The organism is Arthrobacter zhaoxinii (genome assembly GCF_024385505.1).
Lineage (GTDB): Bacteria > Actinomycetota > Actinomycetes > Actinomycetales > Micrococcaceae > Arthrobacter_B > Arthrobacter_B zhaoxinii.
In genome coordinates this window covers 480,038-496,774 of sequence record NZ_JANFLT010000005.1, presented here as the reverse complement: position 1 = coordinate 496,774, position 16,737 = coordinate 480,038, and the positions used below count along the sequence as shown (strand labels likewise).

Annotated in this window: 16 protein-coding genes and 1 pseudogene; 5 read left to right on the top strand and 12 right to left on the bottom strand. The window is 67.9% G+C overall.

Annotated elements, in window-relative coordinates; all coding sequences use genetic code 11:
- The first annotated feature begins 341 nt into the window (after positions 1–341).
- The 3 genes from NNX37_RS09660 to NNX37_RS09650 all read left to right on the top strand — a co-directional run bounded on the left by NNX37_RS09660 (position 342) and on the right by NNX37_RS09650 (position 3,908).
- Entirely contained in the window at positions 342–1,922 is a 1,581-nt protein-coding gene (locus tag NNX37_RS09660; RefSeq protein ID WP_255792280.1) for a Na+/H+ antiporter, read from the top strand.
- Positions 1,923–1,933: 11 nt separating this feature from the next.
- A complete protein-coding gene (locus NNX37_RS09655) occupies positions 1,934–2,260 on the top strand; it encodes a hypothetical protein (RefSeq protein WP_255792279.1) in 327 nt (108 codons plus the stop codon).
- Between the two features lie 145 nt (positions 2,261–2,405).
- Positions 2,406–3,908 carry an MDR family MFS transporter gene (locus tag NNX37_RS09650; RefSeq protein ID WP_407079941.1) on the top strand — a complete coding sequence of 501 codons (1,503 nt, stop codon included), beginning with the start codon at positions 2,406–2,408 and terminating at the stop codon, positions 3,906–3,908.
- 45 nt (positions 3,909–3,953) lie between these two features.
- Here NNX37_RS09650 and mftF read toward each other — a convergent pair.
- The 12 genes and pseudogenes from mftF to mftA all read right to left on the bottom strand — a co-directional run.
- A pseudogene (gene mftF / locus NNX37_RS09645) lies at positions 3,954–5,327 on the bottom strand (mycofactocin biosynthesis glycosyltransferase MftF); the annotation flags it as partial.
- Positions 5,324–6,079, bottom strand: a complete 756-nt coding sequence (gene mftE / locus NNX37_RS09640; RefSeq protein WP_255792278.1) for a mycofactocin biosynthesis peptidyl-dipeptidase MftE — start codon at positions 6,077–6,079, stop codon at positions 5,324–5,326. The gene mftE and the pseudogene mftF, both read right to left, overlap by 4 nt.
- The gene (mftD, locus tag NNX37_RS09635; protein ID WP_255792277.1) at positions 6,080–7,276 is read right to left on the bottom strand and encodes a pre-mycofactocin synthase MftD; all 1,197 of its coding nucleotides are present in this window, start codon (positions 7,274–7,276) and stop codon (positions 6,080–6,082) included. It lies immediately after the preceding gene.
- Between the two features lie 31 nt (positions 7,277–7,307).
- Positions 7,308–8,192, bottom strand: a complete 885-nt coding sequence (locus NNX37_RS09630; RefSeq protein ID WP_255792276.1) for a vWA domain-containing protein — start codon at positions 8,190–8,192, stop codon at positions 7,308–7,310.
- Positions 8,193–8,297: 105 nt separating this feature from the next.
- Positions 8,298–9,209: an AAA family ATPase gene (locus NNX37_RS09625; protein WP_255792273.1), complete on the bottom strand. Its 912-nt coding sequence runs from the start codon at positions 9,207–9,209 to the stop codon at positions 8,298–8,300.
- A gap of 20 nt (positions 9,210–9,229) precedes the next feature.
- Positions 9,230–10,069 carry a mycofactocin-coupled SDR family oxidoreductase gene (locus tag NNX37_RS09620; protein WP_255792272.1) on the bottom strand — a complete coding sequence of 280 codons (840 nt, stop codon included), beginning with the start codon at positions 10,067–10,069 and terminating at the stop codon, positions 9,230–9,232.
- Between the two features lie 37 nt (positions 10,070–10,106).
- Positions 10,107–10,919: a mycofactocin-coupled SDR family oxidoreductase gene (locus tag NNX37_RS09615; protein ID WP_255792271.1), complete on the bottom strand. Its 813-nt coding sequence runs from the start codon at positions 10,917–10,919 to the stop codon at positions 10,107–10,109.
- Positions 10,920–10,951: 32 nt separating this feature from the next.
- Positions 10,952–11,764 carry a mycofactocin-coupled SDR family oxidoreductase gene (locus NNX37_RS09610; RefSeq protein ID WP_255792270.1) on the bottom strand — a complete coding sequence of 271 codons (813 nt, stop codon included), beginning with the start codon at positions 11,762–11,764 and terminating at the stop codon, positions 10,952–10,954.
- Positions 11,765–11,792: 28 nt separating this feature from the next.
- Positions 11,793–12,623, bottom strand: coding sequence for a mycofactocin-coupled SDR family oxidoreductase (locus NNX37_RS09605; RefSeq protein ID WP_255792269.1), 831 nt, complete (start codon positions 12,621–12,623; stop codon positions 11,793–11,795).
- 50 nt (positions 12,624–12,673) lie between these two features.
- On the bottom strand, positions 12,674–13,936 hold the full coding sequence (mftC, locus tag NNX37_RS09600) for a mycofactocin radical SAM maturase (protein ID WP_255792268.1): 1,263 nt from the start codon (positions 13,934–13,936) through the stop codon (positions 12,674–12,676).
- The gene (mftB, locus tag NNX37_RS09595; RefSeq protein ID WP_255792267.1) at positions 13,933–14,202 is read right to left on the bottom strand and encodes a mycofactocin biosynthesis chaperone MftB; all 270 of its coding nucleotides are present in this window, start codon (positions 14,200–14,202) and stop codon (positions 13,933–13,935) included. Before mftB ends, mftC begins: the two co-directional genes overlap by 4 nt.
- A gap of 18 nt (positions 14,203–14,220) precedes the next feature.
- Positions 14,221–14,367 (bottom strand): mycofactocin precursor MftA, encoded by a 147-nt coding sequence (gene mftA / locus NNX37_RS09590; RefSeq protein ID WP_255792266.1) that lies wholly within the window; start codon positions 14,365–14,367, stop codon positions 14,221–14,223.
- Between the two features lie 94 nt (positions 14,368–14,461).
- Between mftA and mftR the strand changes: the two genes are divergently transcribed.
- On the top strand, positions 14,462–15,079 hold the full coding sequence (gene mftR, locus NNX37_RS09585; RefSeq protein ID WP_255792264.1) for a mycofactocin system transcriptional regulator: 618 nt from the start codon (positions 14,462–14,464) through the stop codon (positions 15,077–15,079).
- 25 nt (positions 15,080–15,104) lie between these two features.
- Positions 15,105–16,682 carry a mycofactocin dehydrogenase MftG gene (mftG, locus tag NNX37_RS09580; RefSeq protein WP_255792263.1) on the top strand — a complete coding sequence of 526 codons (1,578 nt, stop codon included), beginning with the start codon at positions 15,105–15,107 and terminating at the stop codon, positions 16,680–16,682.
- The last annotated feature ends 55 nt before the right edge of the window (positions 16,683–16,737 follow it).

Sequence of the window (16,737 nt, the reverse complement as noted above, 5' to 3'; positions counted from 1 at the left end):
ACCTTCAACTCATATCACCGGGATCTTGCTTATGTCGCTGGTGGACGCCGCAGAGGCGTCCTTGGACGCACAAAACTTCCGTTCAATTTTAGCCGCTTTCGAGTGCGGCGCGAAGAGCCCCGGGCTTTGGTTTTCGGTGATCTCAGTAACCCGCCCCTATGATCTCCCCGCCCGCCCGGGGAACATTCCGCGGGCCGCGCCCACACCGCAAACCTCCCCGGCATTATCTGCACTCAATGCAATAATTAACGAAATACTTACACATCCGAAAGAAGCAGGTGCGGAGATGGAATACGCGGCGCGGTCGGTCCGAAGCAAGCTCCGAGCGGACGGCTGAACCGGTGGATTTCCTGATACTCCTGATCGGGCTGCTTTTCGGAACCGTGCTGGCCGCGGGCATCGGTGAACGCATCCGGCTGCCGTATCCGGTACTGATGCTGATTTCCTCGGCCCTCATCGCGTTCCTGCCGATCATTCCCGAAGTCCATATCAACCCGGAACTGATCCTTCCCCTCTTCCTTCCGCCGCTGCTCTTCGCCGCCGCGCAACGCAGCTCCTGGTCCGTCTTCCGGCTGCGCTGGCGCTCCCTGGTGCTGCTGGCCGTGGCGCTGGTCGCGGTCACCGTCGCCGTGGTGGCCGGCGTCGCCTGGGCGATGGTTCCGGCGCTCGGGCTGCCCGCCGCAATTGCACTTGGCGCCATCGTTGCCCCGCCCGACCCGGTGGCCGTGGAAGCGGTCGCCGGGAAGGTCCGGATGCCGCGGCGGCTGATCACCGTGCTGCAGACCGAGGGCCTGTTCAACGACGCGATCGCCATTGTCATCTTCCAGGCTGCCGTTGCGGCGAGTACCAGCGGCGGGCACGTGGGCTGGGACGTGGTGCCGGACTTCCTCATCGCCGCGGCCGGTGCCGTGGTGCTGGGTCTGGCGATGGCCTGGGTTGTCGGCAGCCTGAACCGCTTCGTGCCGAACCTGGTGGCCCGCTCGGCCTCCACCCTCGTTGCACCCTTCGCCGTCTACCTGCTGGCCGAAGAAGTGCACTTTTCCGGAGTGGTCGCCGTCGTCGTCACCGCCTTGGAACTGGGCCGTCGTGCCCGCCCGCAGGACTCGGAGGAGCGCCTGACCCGCACCGCGTTCTGGGACGTGGTGGAGCTGCTGACCACCGGCGCCGCGTTCGGCCTGGTGGGCATCGAGATGCGGTACATCATCGAGGACGAGGGTGCCCAGCTGCTGAGTTTCATCCCCGGCATCCTGGCCGTGTGCGCGGCCGTGCTGCTGGTCCGGTTCCTGTGGATGATGGCGATCTACCGGATGGGCGGGACCGAAAAGAACCATGTCCCGGGTTCGTTGAAAGAGGTCCTGGTCCTTTCCTGGTGCGGCATGCGCGGCCTGGCAACCCTGGCGCTTGCCCTCGCCCTGCCGGGCACCACGCTTGCCGGAGACGCGCTGCCCGGACGGAACTTCGTGGTCGCCTGCGCCTGCGCGGTCCTCGTGGTGACCCTGGTGGTACCGGGATTGACGCTGCCGTGGCTGATGCGGGCCCTGAAGCTGCCCAACGACCATAAAGAGGCCGACCGGATGGAACGCGAACTCGCGCTCCGGGCCGAACGGGTCGCCGTCGAGACCATGAAGCGTTCGGCAGCCATCCAGCAGCTGCCGCCGGACCGCCGCGCCGCACTGGCCAAACGGATGGCCTCGCTGCACTCCATGCTGGAGAGCGACGAAGAGGATGAATCGCAGAAGATGCTGGACCGGAAGGCAACCCTGGAGGTCATGGACGTGGTCCAGCGCCAAGCCATGGACGCAGCGCGCCGGGAAGTGCTCGAGGCCCGCCGGCAGCGCGGCATGGATCCGGAGGCCGTGGACCGCGTGCTGCGCCGCCTGGATCTGCGCACCGTTACCATGGACCGCCCGGAACGCCACTAGACTTCCCCAACATGAGTAAGAACGTGGAAGCCTGGCCGCATCTCGGCGTTGCCTGGATCGTGCAGTCCGCAGCGGCGGCGGTGCTGGCGGTCACCGTCGTCGTCCTGCAGCTGTGGATCTTTCCCGAAACGGTGCAGGCCACCGTCCTGCTCGGTCTGATCCTGGGCTCGGCGGTGATGCTGCTGCTCTCCGCCCCGCTGGTTTTCGAGTGGCTGCGTCAGCGGTTCCAGCGTCCCTGGGTGTCGCTGGTTCTGACCGCAGCGTCCGCCATCGCGGGCGGCTGCTGGCTGGTGGTGCTGTTTGTGCTGGGGTTCGGACTCCTTGTCACCGGGTTCTAGCGCACCGCGGCTTTCCGCGTTGGGCGAATATCCCGAACACTTGATCCTTCAACCACGTACGATGGCAGGCCGGGCCCGCTGAAGTGCCGTCCGTCCCTGCGCCCTCCAAGCGGCGCCCGCGCACCATGAATAGGATTCTGCCTCCTTGAGTATCGATCCCTCCGCAACACCCGTGTCCACTGCCGGAACCGGCAGGCGCGCACGAAAGAAGCCGGCTCCGGCCACGCTGGATCCGCGCACCAAGACCGTGATCGGGCTGCTGCTCGTCTCCTCGTTCGTGGTCATCCTGAACGAGACAATCATGAGTGTGGCGCTGCCCCGGCTCATGGCTGACCTGGACATCACTGCGGGAACCGCCCAGTGGCTGACCACCGGCTTTATGCTGACGATGGCCGTGGTCATTCCCGCCACCGGCTTCCTGCTGCAGCGGTTCTCCATGCGCGGACTGTTCCTGACCGCAATGTCCCTGTTCAGTGCCGGCACCCTGCTGGCGGCGCTGGCTCCCGGGTTCGGCACGCTGCTGGGCGGCCGGATCATCCAGGCCGGCGGTACCGCCATTATGCTCCCGCTGCTGATGACCACGGTGCTGAACGCGGTTCCCGCACATAAGCGGGGACAGATGATGGGAACCATTTCCATCGTTATCGCCGTGGCACCGGCCATCGGCCCCACGGTCTCCGGCATCATCCTCAACGCCCTGGACTGGCGCTGGATGTTCTGGCTGGTCCTGCCCATTGCCCTGCTGTCACTGGCTGTGGGCGCAATGAAGGTCCAGAACCTCACCGAAACGAAGCGCGTGCCCTTCGACGTGCTCTCCATCGTGCTGTCCACCTTTGCCTTCGGCGGACTCATCTTCGGCCTCAGCAGCATCGGCGAGGCCGCGCAGGGCAAGGAACTGATGCCGCTGTGGATCCCGCTCTCCGTCGGCGTCCTCGCCATGGCCTGCTTCGTCCTGCGCCAGCTGGTGCTCCAGCGCACCGACCGTGCCCTGATGGACCTGCGCACGTTCACCAGCAAGCCCTTCGTGGTTGCGATCGTTATGGTGCTGGTCTCCATGATGGCCCTGTTCGGCTGCCTGATCGTGCTGCCCCTGTACCTGCAGAACGTGCTGGGACTGGACACGCTGCGCACCGGGCTGCTGCTGCTTCCCGGCGGTGCCGTGATGGCCATCCTGTCGCCGATCGTGGGCAACCTGTTTGACCGCTTCGGTCCCCGCCCGCTGGTGATTCCCGGCGCCGTGGTGCTCAGTGCCGCCCTGTGGGGCATGACCCTGCTGACGGATGAAACCCCGGTGGGCCTCGTGATCCTGATGCACTGCCTGCTGAACGCCGGGCTGGGCTTCATCTTCACTCCGCTGTTCACCTCGGCACTGGGCTCGCTGGACAAGTCCCTGTACTCGCACGGCAGCGCCATCATCAACACGCTGCAGCAGCTTGCCGGCGCCGCCGGCACTGCTGTCTTCATCACCCTGATGACCACCGGCACGACGGCGGCCCTGGCCGACGGCGCGTCAGCGGTCTCCGCTGCCGCCTCCGGCGTTCATACGGCGTTCTTCTGGGGTGCGGTGGTCTCCCTTGTCGCCGTCGCGGCGTCGTTCTTCGTCCGCCGGCCCACCAACGAACTGCCCGAAGGCGTGGCCATCCACTAGCGGCCGCAGCCGCCGTCGGAAAGCATGGAGACCGGTGATTTCGGGCAGCAGCGCTCCCACTGAGTGTCCTCGGACCGCCCCGAGCCACACTCCGGCGCCGTAGGCCAGATCATCCAGGCGGCGGGCAACAGCGAACCGCACGGGATCCAGATCGGCCCCGGTGCGCCGGTACTCCACGGCGGCGTCCACCACTCCGGCGAGAAGCGCTGCCCGGCGCAGGCGTGCGGAGAACAGGCTGCCCGCGGCTGTCAGCGGCCACCAGTGCCGCAGCAGCAGTGCCGATCCCTGCCCCAGCGCAGCCAGGACCCCCTGTCCCACGAGGACTGCTGCCAGCTGCAGGGGCTTCGGGCTGCGCCGGAGGCGTCGGGCCAGCCGCAGGACCGTGGCCGCCGCCAGAACGGCGGCCACGGGCAGTGACCAGCGGCGCTGGGCCAGCAGGGCAAGAAGGAACCCGACGCTCCACGGTGCCAGCACCGCCGGGGCCACGTTGCTGCCGTGCCGCCGGGAAAGCTCGTGCGCCCCGGTCCCGTAGAACATTTTGCGGGCCAGCCACGGCACAAGCTCCCGCCGGTGCTCGTGCCGCGCAGCCACCGACGGGTCGTACCGCACGCGCTTGCCCTGGCGGACCAGATTCCAGACCAGGTCCACGTCTTCCGCGACGCGCAGCTCGGCGCTGAAGCCGCTGCCCAGGGCCTCGACGCGTCCCACCAGACACGCCGCGGGGAGCCATGACACCGTCCCGCGCGGATGCACCAGGGCCGGGCGCTTGCCGAGATCGAGGGAGGAGCGGGAATCCTCATACCGGCAGATCCACCCGGCGTCATTGCCCGGATTCCAGCCCAGGATCCGCGGCGCAACTAGGGCTACGCCCGGATCGGCGAAATGCCGCAGCAGCGCAGGAACGGTCCCGGGATCCAGCACCATGTCCGAATCAACAAACGCCACGTAGGGTGTCCGGACCCGTGCCAGCCCGGCATTGCGGGCAGCGGCCGGCCCCGCGTTCACGGCTAGGGGGACATACTCGGCGGCGTAGCCGGCAGCGGCGTCGGCGATCGGCTGCGGGGACAGCGAAGCGTCATCCACCACCACCACCCGCTGTCCCGGACCGATACTCTGCAGCAGCCGGCGCAGGTTGTCCGGGCGGTCCCGCACGGGCACCACGAACGTCACGGCCTGGCCGGCCGGTACCGCAAGGGTAGCGGCTGCGGGGTCGGCCATGCCGAAGGCAAGCAGTTTCTCCGCCAGCGCTGCGGAAGGACCGTCGCTGACCGAGAACCCGCCTGTTTCGAGCAGCTCCCGTGCCGCCGCTCCCGGGAACAGTACGCGCAGGGGAGAGCCGCCGGTGAGTACCTGCGCCCTGCCGCCCACCCGCACGCTTTCGGAGAGCCGAATGCCGAAGCCGACGGGAAGGCCGGTCACGGAACTGCCGCCGGCAGCGGCTGGAGGCACCCGTACCGATCCGGAGCGCCGGCCAGGCGGGCGGCAACGGCCCCGGCGGCGCCCGCGAGGAGCTCATGACCTTCGGCCGCGGAGGCCCCGGCCGGGTCGCCCAGGACGCCGAGCGGGGAGACAGCCTTCACTCCGCCGGACCGCAGCACCGGCATCAGCTCGGGAAGCGGGCGCGTGTCCCCGCAGACTGCCCGGTCCAGGTGGACGCTCCCGGGCACCAAATACAGCATCAGCGACGTTTCCGTCCGGCCCGCATGGGCATCCCCGGGTCCGAAGGTACAGGGCACCCATCCGACCGAGTGGTTTTCGGCAAGCAGCTGCCCCACCGCCCGGACCAGTCCCGCAGCGTTTCCTCCGTGCGCGTTGACGAAGACAACCCGGTGCGCCCAGGTCGAAAGCGAGCGGACCAGTTCCACCAGCATCAGGCTCAGTGCCTCATGCCCCAGCGACACCGTGCCCGGAAAGTCCTGGTGCTCCCCGCTGGCGCCGTAGGCCAGCGCCGGGGCGACGACGACATCGGCCCGTCCGGTCCTCGCGGCAGCCTCGGCCGCGACCGCCGCCGCAATCACGGTATCCGTGTCCAGGGGCAGGTGCGGGCCGTGCTGTTCGGTGGAGCCGGTGGGCACCAGGACCGTGGCACCCCTGCGCACCTCCGGCCAGGTGCGTGCCGCCAGACTCCACGACGGCGGCGCCGACGGCGGCAAGGGCGCGGACGGGGCCACTCAGCTCTCCCGGTCCTTGGGCGGGTCTCCCACTGACCGGGTGAACCCGGACGGAATGACCAGGTCCTCGGGGCGCAGTTCATGGATGGAGGTTTTTCCCAGCCCCCGCAGGGCGGAGTCGAGGCCGCCCTGGAGGATGTCCAGGACGTTCTCCACCCCTGCCTGGCCGTTCGCGGCCAGCCCCCACAGGTAGGCCCGGCCGATCATCACGGCCCGGGCACCCAGGGCCAGCGCCTTGGCCACGTCGCTGCCGCGCCGGATACCGCCGTCGAGCAGCACCTCAACCTGGCCGCCGACCGCCTGGGCAACGGCGGGGAGGAGCCGGATGGTGGCCGGGGTGCCGTCGAGGTTGTTGCCGCCGTGGTTGGAGACCGAGAGTGCGGTGACGCCGGCGTCGACCGCCCGGCGGGCATCGTCCACGCGGCTGACGCCCTTGAGCATAAACGGCCCTCCCCACGTCTCGCGCAGCCAGGCCACGTCCTCCCAGGTGGGCGGCGGCGTCTGCATCCACTCGCCGTACGCCCCGAAGAAGGTGGGGGCTTCGCCTCCCGGCGGGACCAGGTTCGGCACCGTCAGGTCCGGTACCCGGCCGGACCGGGCAAAGGCCAGCAGCCAGCGGGGATGCGGAAGCACCTCCGGAGCCAACCGGGTCATGGCCTTCAGCGTCATCTTTTCCGGGATCACCGGACTGCCCCAGTCCCGGCCGTTGGAGAAGGACCAGTCCAGGGTGGAGATCAGTCCCGTGGCACCGGCCGCCCGGGCACGCTCCATGCGCTGGATCATCGCCTCCCGCGTTCCGCTCCAGTACATCTGGAAGAACAACTGGGGAGCAGCCGCTCCAACCTGCTCCACGGGTTTGCTGGCGAACGAACTCAGGCTCATCACGGTCCCGCGGTTTGCGGCAGCACGCGCCACTGCGACTTCACCCTCGGGGTGCACGGCCTGCACGCCGGTGGGGGAGATGATCACCGGGAGGGCGATCTGCTGTCCCATGACCGTGGTGCTCAGGTCACGCTTTGCGGACTGTCCAACCACATGCGGAGCGAAGCCCAGCTCCGAAAACGCGGCAATGTTGTCCTCCACGGTGACACCTCGCTCCGACCCGGCGACCAGCGCGCCGTAGACGGATTTCGGCAGGTTTTTCTTGGCGCGGCGTTGGGCCTCGGCAACGGTTTCGAACCAGGGATTGGTGAACATGGCACGGCCTTTCGTGGTTGAGACTGGACCTTCAGGTTGCGAACACTGCGCTTACGGCTGGCGCAACGTCCCGGTAGGTATGGATGGTTCGGGCGGTACCGTGTCCTTCCCGGGCGAGCTGGCGGCCCAGTTCGACGTCGGTTTCCGCGCTGGTGTCGATCAGGACGTCCAGCCGAGGCAGGCGTGCTGCGGCAATCCGGGGATCCGGGCCGGCGTTGTGGACGCAGTCCGAGAGCAGCAGCACCCTCGCGTCCCGAACCGGGATCCGCAGCAGTTCACGGTGGGCGAGCTCCAGCGGAAAGCTGATGTTGGTGAGCCCCCGGGCCGGGATGCGCAGCAGCGTGTCCAGCAGTTCCATCGGCTTCAGCTCGGCGCCCAGCGGCAGCAGCAGCGCGGCATCGGACCAGAAGGCAATGACGGCCAGCGCATCCCGGTGCAGTTCGGCGGCCAGCGCCCCCACCGTGGCAGCGGCCGTCTGGAGGCGTTCGCCCTTCATCGACCCCGAAACATCCACCGCGAGCACCACGGACCGGCGGGTGCGCACCCGGTCCCGGACCACGATGTCCTCGTCGTCGGGGACCGGCCGCTCGGCCAGCACCTCCAGGGTCCGGTCCAGGTCGATGTCATCACTGCCGCCCCGGTAGGGCAGGCTGGCGAGCGATCCGCTGCCGCGGCGCGGCACCGCGTCCGCCCGCGGACGGGGCACGGACAGCAGTGCGGCGATATGCCGGACCCGTGCGCGGACCGCCGGGTCGACAGGTACCGCGGCCGTCCCGGCTTCCGCCGGTGCAGCAGCCTCGTCGGTGAATCCCGGGCGGGATGACCCCGGAGGGGCCGCGCCGGCCGGAGTGCGGCGGCGTGCCCCGACGGGCTGGATCACTGCGCCCGGCCCTGAACCGGGCGCCGGCTCAAACACGGCGGGATCCTCGGTCAGCTGTTTGGGGGCACGGCGCAACGGCGGGCGCCGTTCGGGTCGGCGTCCGGTGCGGCGGGATACCGGCGAATCGGCGGAAACTTCTCTTCAACCGGGTGCCGCCGCCGCAGGATGAAGGATGAAGTGGTCCTCCCAGATCTCCCGCAGCACCCGTTCCGGAGTCGTCTCGGCGGCTTCGTCCAGGTGGATGCGTCCGGAGAGGCAGACTGTCATCGCGTCGTAGACCAACTCGCGGTAGCCGGCGTCGCCGGGGTCGGTGATCCCGCGGAGGCCGGCGAGCTGGCCGGACACCAGCACGCAGTCGATGGCGCCGCGCACGCTGGAGCCCTGGCGGATATCCGGATGGTCCCGGGTGGCGCGCGTCAGCGCCACGGCATCGGCGATGAGCGCTTCTCCAAGCGCCCCCGGCGCGGCGGTGCGCAGGGCCACGATGCCGCGTTCGGCGTCGTCGTCCTGATAGCCGACGGCTAGCCGGTTCAACCGGTCATGCACGGAAGTGGAAAGCCGGGTGGTGCCCTGGTTGTCGTAGGGATTCATGGACGCGATGACCCGGAAGGTGTCCTTGGCCGGGATGCTGCCGACGCGCGGGACCGCAATGGAACGGTCCGCCATGGCAGCCAGCAGCGTATTCAGTGTGTCTTCCGGAGCCCGGTTGAACTCCTCGATGTACAGGAATCCGCCGGTCTGCATTGCTTCCACCAGGGGGCCTGCTACGAAGTTGTCGGCGCTGTAGTCCTCGCGCAGTACCCGTGCCGGGTTGTGGTGTCCTACGAGTTTGGCCGGGGTCAGATCCGCGTTCCCCTCGACGAAGAGCAGTGGAATGCCCCATTCTGCCGTGATGGCCTTGAGCATGGTGGTCTTGCTGGTGCCCGGAGGGCCCTCCAGGACAATGTCGCGGCCGGCCGCGACGGCCGCGAGCGTAAGTTCCAGCTCACGCTCACGGCCGACGAGGTGCGCGGCGATGCGGTCCCGGGTGGCCCCGATATCCGTGGTCTGCACAGGGTTCCTTTCCCGGCCGGTCAGTGGACGGCGCCGCCGGCGTCGACCGGGATCTGGCCGCCGGAGACGTAGTAGGACTGGTCGGAGGCCAGCCACGCCACGGCGTTGGACACATGCTCGGGCTCAATCCATGCCTTGCCCATGGGATTGGTGCCCGCGAATGCCGCTTCGGCGTCCGCGGCCTGCGGATCATCCAGTTCGGGCCGGAACAACTGGTAGGTCTTCCGGTTCTTCACCATGGGGGTGTCCACGGAGTTCGGGTGGATGGTGTTGACCCGGATCCCGTACGGGCCGAGCTCGTTGGCAAGCACCTTCATCAGGCCCACAACCGCATGCTTGGTGGTGGTGTACGCCGCGACGTTTGCCAGCCCCTTGAACCCGGCCAGCGAGGAAATGATGACGACGGAGCCGCCGGGTCCGGACGCGATCAGGTGCTCGGCGGCCGCCTTGTAGGTGTGCCAGACGCCGGTGACGTTGATGTCCATCAGGTCCTGCCAGGACTGTTCGTCGACCTTGTGGGTGGCGGGACCGAAGGTGAAGATTCCGGCGTTGGCCACCACGATGTCCAGCCGGCCCAGCTGCGCGACCCCGTCGTTCACCGCCGCAGTCAGCGCCTCGATGTCGCGGACGTCGGCCTCGACCGCGACAATGCGCCGGTCCAGAGCTTCGACCTGGCGCGTGGTTTCCTTCAGATCCTCCGGGGTTGCCGGGGGATAGAACTCGGTCACGGTCTCCACCGGCCCGCAGAGATCGACGGCGATGATGTCCGCCCCCTCGCGGGCCAGCCGCAGGGCGTGCGCCCGCCCCTGGCCGCGGGCTGCGCCGGTGATAAACGCTACTTTTCCGTCAAGGTTTCCCATGGTGCTTTCCTTTCCTGGGAGTGTGTTGCCGGTCTGTTCAGTACTGGGTAACCCCTGCATCCACGGTCATGGCCAGGGACGTGACGTAGCGGGCCTCGTCGGAGGCCAGGAACAACACCGCATTGGAAATATCCGCCGGCTGGACCGCCTGGACGTCCAGCAGGTTGGTCGACATGCCGCCCAGCCGGGCGTGCTCCTCCAGCCAGACGGGAAAGGACTGCATGTCCTCACCGCTGATCATGGGAGTCATCACCCCGGTGGGGTGGATGGAATTGACCCGGATATGGTGTTCGGCAAGCTCCGTGGCAAAGGCCCGCATCAGTCCCACCACGCCGTGCTTGGCGGCGACATAAGGCGCCAGGAACGGCAGTCCCTTCAGCCCCGCGGCGGAACTGGTGAGGATGATCGAACCGCCGCCGGCCTCCACCAGATGCGGGGCGGCCAGCTGCACGGTGTTCCAGACACCGGTGAGATTGATTCCCACGGTGTCATCCCAGATGTCCTGGGTTGTCTGGTCCCACGGCCGCATGATCATGATGCCCGCATTGGCCACCACGATATCCAGCCTGCCCAGCTCCGCCGCACCCGCATCGATGGCGCTCTGCAGGGCGCCCCGGTCCCGGACATCCGCCTTGACCGCGACGACACGCCGGTCCAGGGCTTCGACTTCCTTGGCCGTCTGCGCGAGGTCCTCCTCGGTCGCAGCCGGGTACCTTACGCCCCGCACGGAGTCGCAGAGGTCCACGGCAATGATGTCCGCGCCCTCCTGCGCCAGCCGGATGGCGTGGCTGCGGCCCTGACCCCTGGCCGCCCCCGTGACCAAAGCAACTTTTCCCTGCACACGCCCCATGACGCGCTCCTTTCGACGATTCGGTTGGTTGGTTAGTACTGGGTGTTGCCGGCGTCGACCGTCATCGCGAGCGAGGTGACGTAGCGGGCCTCATCCGAGGCCAGGAAAAGGACGGCGTTGGATATGTCCACCGGCTGCGTGATGTCCACCGGCAGCAGGTTGGTCATCATGCCGCCGATCCGCGGGTGGGCCTCCAGCATTGCGCCCATGGCCGCCATTCCGTCGCCGGACGCCATCGCCGTGTCGACGCCGGTGGGATGGACCGTGTTGACCCGGATGTTGTGCTCGGCCAGCTCCGTGGCGAAGGCACGCATGATGCCCACCACGCCGTGCTTGGCGGCGACATAGGGGGTCAGGAACGGCAGTCCCTTCAGGCCCGCGGCGGAGCTGGTGAGGATGATGGAGCCGCCGCCGGCTTCCACCAGGTGCGGCGCCGCCAGCTGTACCGTGTTCCAGACTCCGGTCAGGTTGGTGCCCACGGTGTCGTTCCAGATTTCCGGGGTGACCTCGTTCCACGGCTTCATGATGCAGATGCCGGCGTTGGCCACCACAATGTCCAGCCGGCCGAGCTCCGCGACGCCTGTCTCGATGGCTTTCTGCAGGGCGCCGCGGTCCCGGACGTCGGCTTTGGCGGCGATGATGCGCCGGTCGAGTGCCTCGACTTCCTTGACGGTCTGGGCCAGGTCTTCCTCCGTGGCGGACGGGTAGCCGACCCCCGGCAGGGTGTCGCAGAGGTCCACGGCGATGATGTCCGCGCCCTCCTGCGCCAGCCGGACTGCATGGCTGCGGCCCTGCCCGCGGGCAGCTCCGGTAATAAAAGCGACTTTTCCTTCTACACGCCCCATGGCATGCCTCCTCTGATGGTCGAAAGGGTTACTTGGCGGTGGATCCAGCGTCGACGGGCAGGGTCACGCCCGTGATGTACCGCGCTTCGTCGGAGGCGAGGAACAGGACGGCGTTGGAGATATCCACCGCGTCCACCCACTTGATCGGCAGCACATTCAGGGCCTGGAAACGTTCCCCGATCTGCTCCCGTGTCGGATTGTCCAGATCGGGTGCGAAGAGGTTGTAGGTGGCACTGTTGTGGATCATGTCCGTGTCCACGCTCGTGGGGTGAACCGAATTGACCCGGATCATGTCCGGCGCGAGTTCGAGCGCCAGCGCGCGCATCAACCCGACGACGCCGTGCTTTGCCGACACGTAGTGCGCAAGGTTTCCAATGCCCATCAGTCCGGCGGTGGAGCTGGTGAGAATGATGGATCCGCCGTTGCCGCCGGCCCGCAGGTGGGGGATGGCGGCCTTCGCCGTGTGCCAGACACCGGTCAGGTTGATGTCCAGCATGTCCCGCCATTCCTCGTCAGTCAGCTCTTCGACGGCGCCGAAGCCCGCTATCCCGGCGTTGGCACTGACGATGTCCAGCCGGCCCAGCTGGGCCACGCCGTCGTCGACCGCCGCCTTGAGCGTGCCGTAATCCCTGACGTCGGCTTCGATAGCCACGATGCGGCGGTCCAGTGCCTCCACATCCTTGACGGTCTGCGCCAGATCCTCAGGGGTAGCCATGGGATAGTGCACGGTGTCCACCTGGCCGCAGATGTCGACGGCGATGATGTCCGCCCCCTCCTGCGCGAGCCGCAGCGCATGGCTGCGGCCCTGACCGCGGGCGGCTCCGGTAATGAATGCGACTTTGCCTTCAACACGCCCCATTGCGTGTACCTTCTTTCTTTTGCGGCGGGCCGCCGGGTGCGGCCCGGACCTTAGGTGCCGCAGCTCCCGCCGCAGCCCGATGGTTCAGCAGGGTTGAAGCCTGCGAGCGGATCTTCAGCACAGGCACTGACCGGCGCGGCAGCGGGCCGGCGCCGGGAAATGGTGACCGGAACGGCACCGCTCCGGGGCCGCGGGGGAGCGGTGCGGTGGGAATGGTCTCCGTCGGGACGGGGCAGGGCTTCCCCCGCCCGGGCCTCGAGGGCCGCCTCGCCCAGTCCGCGGACGCACTCCGGATCCGGCCCGTCCAGCGGCAGCCCCGTGAAGAACTTGGCCGCCATGCACCCGCCGCGGCAGGTGTCGAAGAACGGGCAACCGGAGCAGGCCCCGCCGGTCTGCGGGGAGCGCAGCCGGGTAAAGAGCTCCGAGTGCCGCCATACCTCGGAGAACCCGCCGGGATTGCGGATGCTGCCGGCCAGGAACTCGTCGTGGATGGCAAAGGGGCAGGCGTAGACGTCTCCCACCGGATCGATCAGGCAGACCACCCGGCCGGCACCGCACATGTTCAGCCCCGGCAGGGATCCGCCGTACGCGGACAGATGGAAGAAGGAATCACCGGTAAGCACGTCCTCGCCGTGTTCCACCAGCCAGTCGTAGAGTTCCCGCTGCTGCGCGGCCGTGGGATGCAGGTCGTCCCAGACGTCGGCGCCGCGGCCGGAGGGCCGCAGCCGGGTCAGGCGCAGCTGGGCCTGGTACTTGTCCGCAATGGCCTTGAACCGGTCCAGCTGGGGAATGTTCTGCCGTGTGCAGACAACGGAGATCTTGAAGCCGGTGAACCCTGCGTCGGCCATGTTCTGCATGGCACGGAGCGCCGTGTCGAACGAACCGGGACCGCGGACGTCGTCGTTGACGTCCGCGGTGGCCCCGTCAAGCGAAATCTGCACGTCGACGTAGTCGCTCGCCGCCAGCCGGGCGGCCACCTCGGGGGTGATCTTCACGCCGTTGGTCGAAAACTTCACGCCCACGTGGTGGGCGGTGGCGTAGTCGACGAGTTCCCAGAAGTCCGGGCGGACCGTGGGCTCCCCGCCGCCGATGTTCACGTAGAACACCTGCATTCGTTCGAGTTCGTCGATCACTGCCTTGCACTCCTGGGTGGTCAGTTCCCGGGGGTCCCGCCGGCCGGAGCTGGAGAGGCAGTGGACACAGGAGAGGTTGCAGGCATAGGTAAGTTCCCAGGTGAGGCAGATCGGGGCGTCGAGGCCGGTCTCGAACAGATCGACCAGGGTTCCCGGCCGGGGAGTGGAAAGCACCGTCATGGCGTCCTCTCGATCACCATATTTGAGGAGGCCAGTGCGCCCAGGGCCCGCTGGTAGCGGGGGAGGTCCGCGGGGCCGACGCCGGCCGATGTGCAGGCCGCGCCGGCAGTCGGTTCAGTGCGCAGCTGCTGCACGACCGCCAGGAGGGTCCTGTCCTTGAGGAAGGACAGCCGGCGGGTGCCGAAGTGGTACAGCAGCGCGCCGAAAGGTTCCGGACGGACCGAGACCTGGGGGTGCAGCCGCCAGGGGCGGTTGAGATCAAACATCTGCATTCCGCGCCGGCCCTAGTAAACGCCGCACATACCGTCGATGGAGACTTCCTCCACCAGCAGGTCCTCCGTTGCCTCCGGTTCCGCTCCGGTGCGTACGGCTCCTTCGGGGACGGAATCTTCGGTGAGCGGGGTTGCAATCGGGTCTTGGGCGGCTCGCATGGGTGCTCCTTCTGGCAGAATCCGGCTTCGGCGGCGATACTCTGTGTGCCGGCGAGAGTAACGGCACCGAGTGCCATTGGGAAGAGGTAATTTCGTGGCAACTGCAGCGGCGTTGGGGAAACCGGAACGAGCCGGAAGGAAACCGGTCACGTCCAAGGCAGAGCTCAGCCATACGGCGCTGGTCCTCTTTGACCGGAAGGGTTTTGACCAGGTCACCGTGGACGAGATCGCCGCTGCAGCGGGCATCGGCAGACGGACCTTTTTCCGGTACTTTCCGTCGAAGAACGATTTGCCGTGGGGAGACTTTGAGGAGCTCCTGGCCCGGATGGACGGATATCTGGATTCGCTGCCGGAAACCGTGCCGCTGGCCGGCGGACTCTGCAGCGCAGTCATTGAGTTCAACCGGCTGCCGCCCGAGGAGGTTCCGTATCACCGGCAGCGGATGGAACTCCTGCTCGGCGTTCCTACGCTGCAGGCGCACTCGACGCTGAGGTACGCTGCCTGGCGGCGGGTGGTGGCCAGGTTTGCGGGCAAGCGGCTGGATCTGCCGGAGGGCAGCCTCAAACCGCAGGCGATCGCCTGGGCGCTCCTGGGGTTATGCCTGGCAGCGTACGAGCAGTGGCTGGAAACAACGGACACGGAACTTACCGGGATCCTGCAGGAATCCCTGAAGCTGTTTCCTGATGTTCTGGACGGACAGGCCGGGGTTTAGCCGGTACGGACACGGGGGGATGGACATGCCGGAGCACTACGACGTGATTGTGGTGGGCGGCGGGGGCAGCGGAGCACCCCTCGCTGCCCGTGTGGCTGAGGATCCGGACCGCCGGGTGCTGCTGCTTGAGGCAGGTCTGGCTCCGGGAGGCCGCGCCGGGTACCCATCGGAGCTTCTGGACGCGGGCACTGTGCAGGGCGCAATGCCCGGGCATCCCAACAACTGGTCCTTTTTGGGTGAGCTCACTCCCGGCAGGCCGTACTCAATTGCCCGGGGCAGGATCCTCGGAGGCTCGACGGCGCTCAACGGGGGCTATTTTGTCCGTGCACCGAAGGGGGATTTTGACCAGTGGGCCCGAGTGGGCGGACCGGCGTGGTCCTTTGCCGAGGCAACGAAGCTGTATGCGGCGCTCGAGTCGGACCAGGACTTCGGAACCCTGCCGGGACACGGGTCGGCGGGCCCGGTGCCGGTGCAGCGGCCGCCGCAGTCGCACCCCGTCACCCGTGCCTTCCATCAGGCCGCCCGGGAGCTCGGGTTCCCCGAGGAGCCGGATAAGAACGGCGACGGTGAACCCGGCGTCGGGCCGGTACCCATGAACGTGGCAGGAGGCCTCCGGTGGAATACAGCGCTCGCCTATCTGGTGTCCGGGCGCGTCCCCACGAACCTGACCATTCGGGGGCAGACCCTGGTCCGCCGGGTCCTCTTCGAGGGTGCCCGTGCAGTGGGCGTCGAGGTGGAGTGCGCGGGGAAGGTATCGGTTCTCCGGGGCGACGAGATAGTGCTCTGCGCCGGCGCCATCCAGTCGGCGCATCTGCTGCTGCTCTCGGGGATCGGGCCGGCAGCGGCCCTGCGGGCGCACGGCATCGAGGTCATAGCCGACAGGCCCGGTGTGGGTGCCGGCTTTACCGATCATCCGCAGGTCGCGGTTCAGTGGTCCCCTCGGCGGGGCGTGGTGGACACCACGGTTCCGCGGATTATGGAAAGCTCCCTGAATTTCAATGCCGGCGGGCAGCAGGTGCGCGGTGCGGGTGACCTGCAGATTCTGCCTCTGGTGAAGCCGATGGGTTATCTGCTGTCAGCGGGCAACCCGCGGGTGGGCCGAGGGAGTGGCCGCGAGGACCTGGAATTCCTGGTTGCCCTCCAGGACGAGCATGCCAGAGGCCGGCTCACCCTTACGTCCTCCAGCCCGGACATGCAGCCGCGGCTGGAGTACAACTACCTGTCCGTGGAATCCGACCGGCAGCGGATGCGGTACGCGGTACGGACGGCGGTGGCCCTCCTTTCGACGCGTGCATTCCGGCCGCTGGTCGCCCGGATCACGGAACCGTTGCCGGGCACCCTGGCCCGGGACGAGCTTCTTGATGAGTGGATGCAGTTACGCCTGGGGACGGCCCTGCACATGAGCGGAACGGCCGGGATGGGACCGGCGGATGATCCGGAATCCGTTGTTGACCCTTTCGGCCGGGTCCACGGTGTCCGCGGACTCCGGGTGGCGGACACCTCGATCCTGCCTACGGCACCGCGGCGCGGACCGGCAGCCACGGCTGTCCTGATAGGCGAACTCGTCGCCGGCCACATCCGCACGGGCAGGAATCGCCGTTGACCACGGGTGTGATGCCGGTCATACTAACTGAACGATTAGTTATTGAACCCCAGGA

What these genes read in the sequence shown, in the direction of transcription:
- NNX37_RS09655 (WP_255792279.1), top strand. Translation starts at nt 1,934, where the DNA reads ATGAGTAAGAACGTGGAAGCCTGGCCGCATCTCGGCGTTGCCTGGATC.
- mftD (WP_255792277.1), bottom strand. Translation starts at nt 7,276, where the DNA reads ATGTTCACCAATCCCTGGTTCGAAACCGTTGCCGAGGCCCAACGCCGC.
- NNX37_RS09620 (WP_255792272.1), bottom strand. Translation starts at nt 10,069, where the DNA reads ATGGGAAACCTTGACGGAAAAGTAGCGTTTATCACCGGCGCAGCCCGC.
- NNX37_RS09615 (WP_255792271.1), bottom strand. Translation starts at nt 10,919, where the DNA reads ATGGGGCGTGTGCAGGGAAAAGTTGCTTTGGTCACGGGGGCGGCCAGG.
- NNX37_RS09610 (WP_255792270.1), bottom strand. Translation starts at nt 11,764, where the DNA reads ATGGGGCGTGTAGAAGGAAAAGTCGCTTTTATTACCGGAGCTGCCCGC.
- NNX37_RS09605 (WP_255792269.1), bottom strand. Translation starts at nt 12,623, where the DNA reads ATGGGGCGTGTTGAAGGCAAAGTCGCATTCATTACCGGAGCCGCCCGC.
- mftC (WP_255792268.1), bottom strand. Translation starts at nt 13,936, where the DNA reads ATGACGGTGCTTTCCACTCCCCGGCCGGGAACCCTGGTCGATCTGTTC.
- mftB (WP_255792267.1), bottom strand. Translation starts at nt 14,202, where the DNA reads ATGTTTGATCTCAACCGCCCCTGGCGGCTGCACCCCCAGGTCTCGGTC.
- mftA (WP_255792266.1), bottom strand. Translation starts at nt 14,367, where the DNA reads ATGCGAGCCGCCCAAGACCCGATTGCAACCCCGCTCACCGAAGATTCC.
- mftG (WP_255792263.1), top strand. Translation starts at nt 15,105, where the DNA reads ATGCCGGAGCACTACGACGTGATTGTGGTGGGCGGCGGGGGCAGCGGA.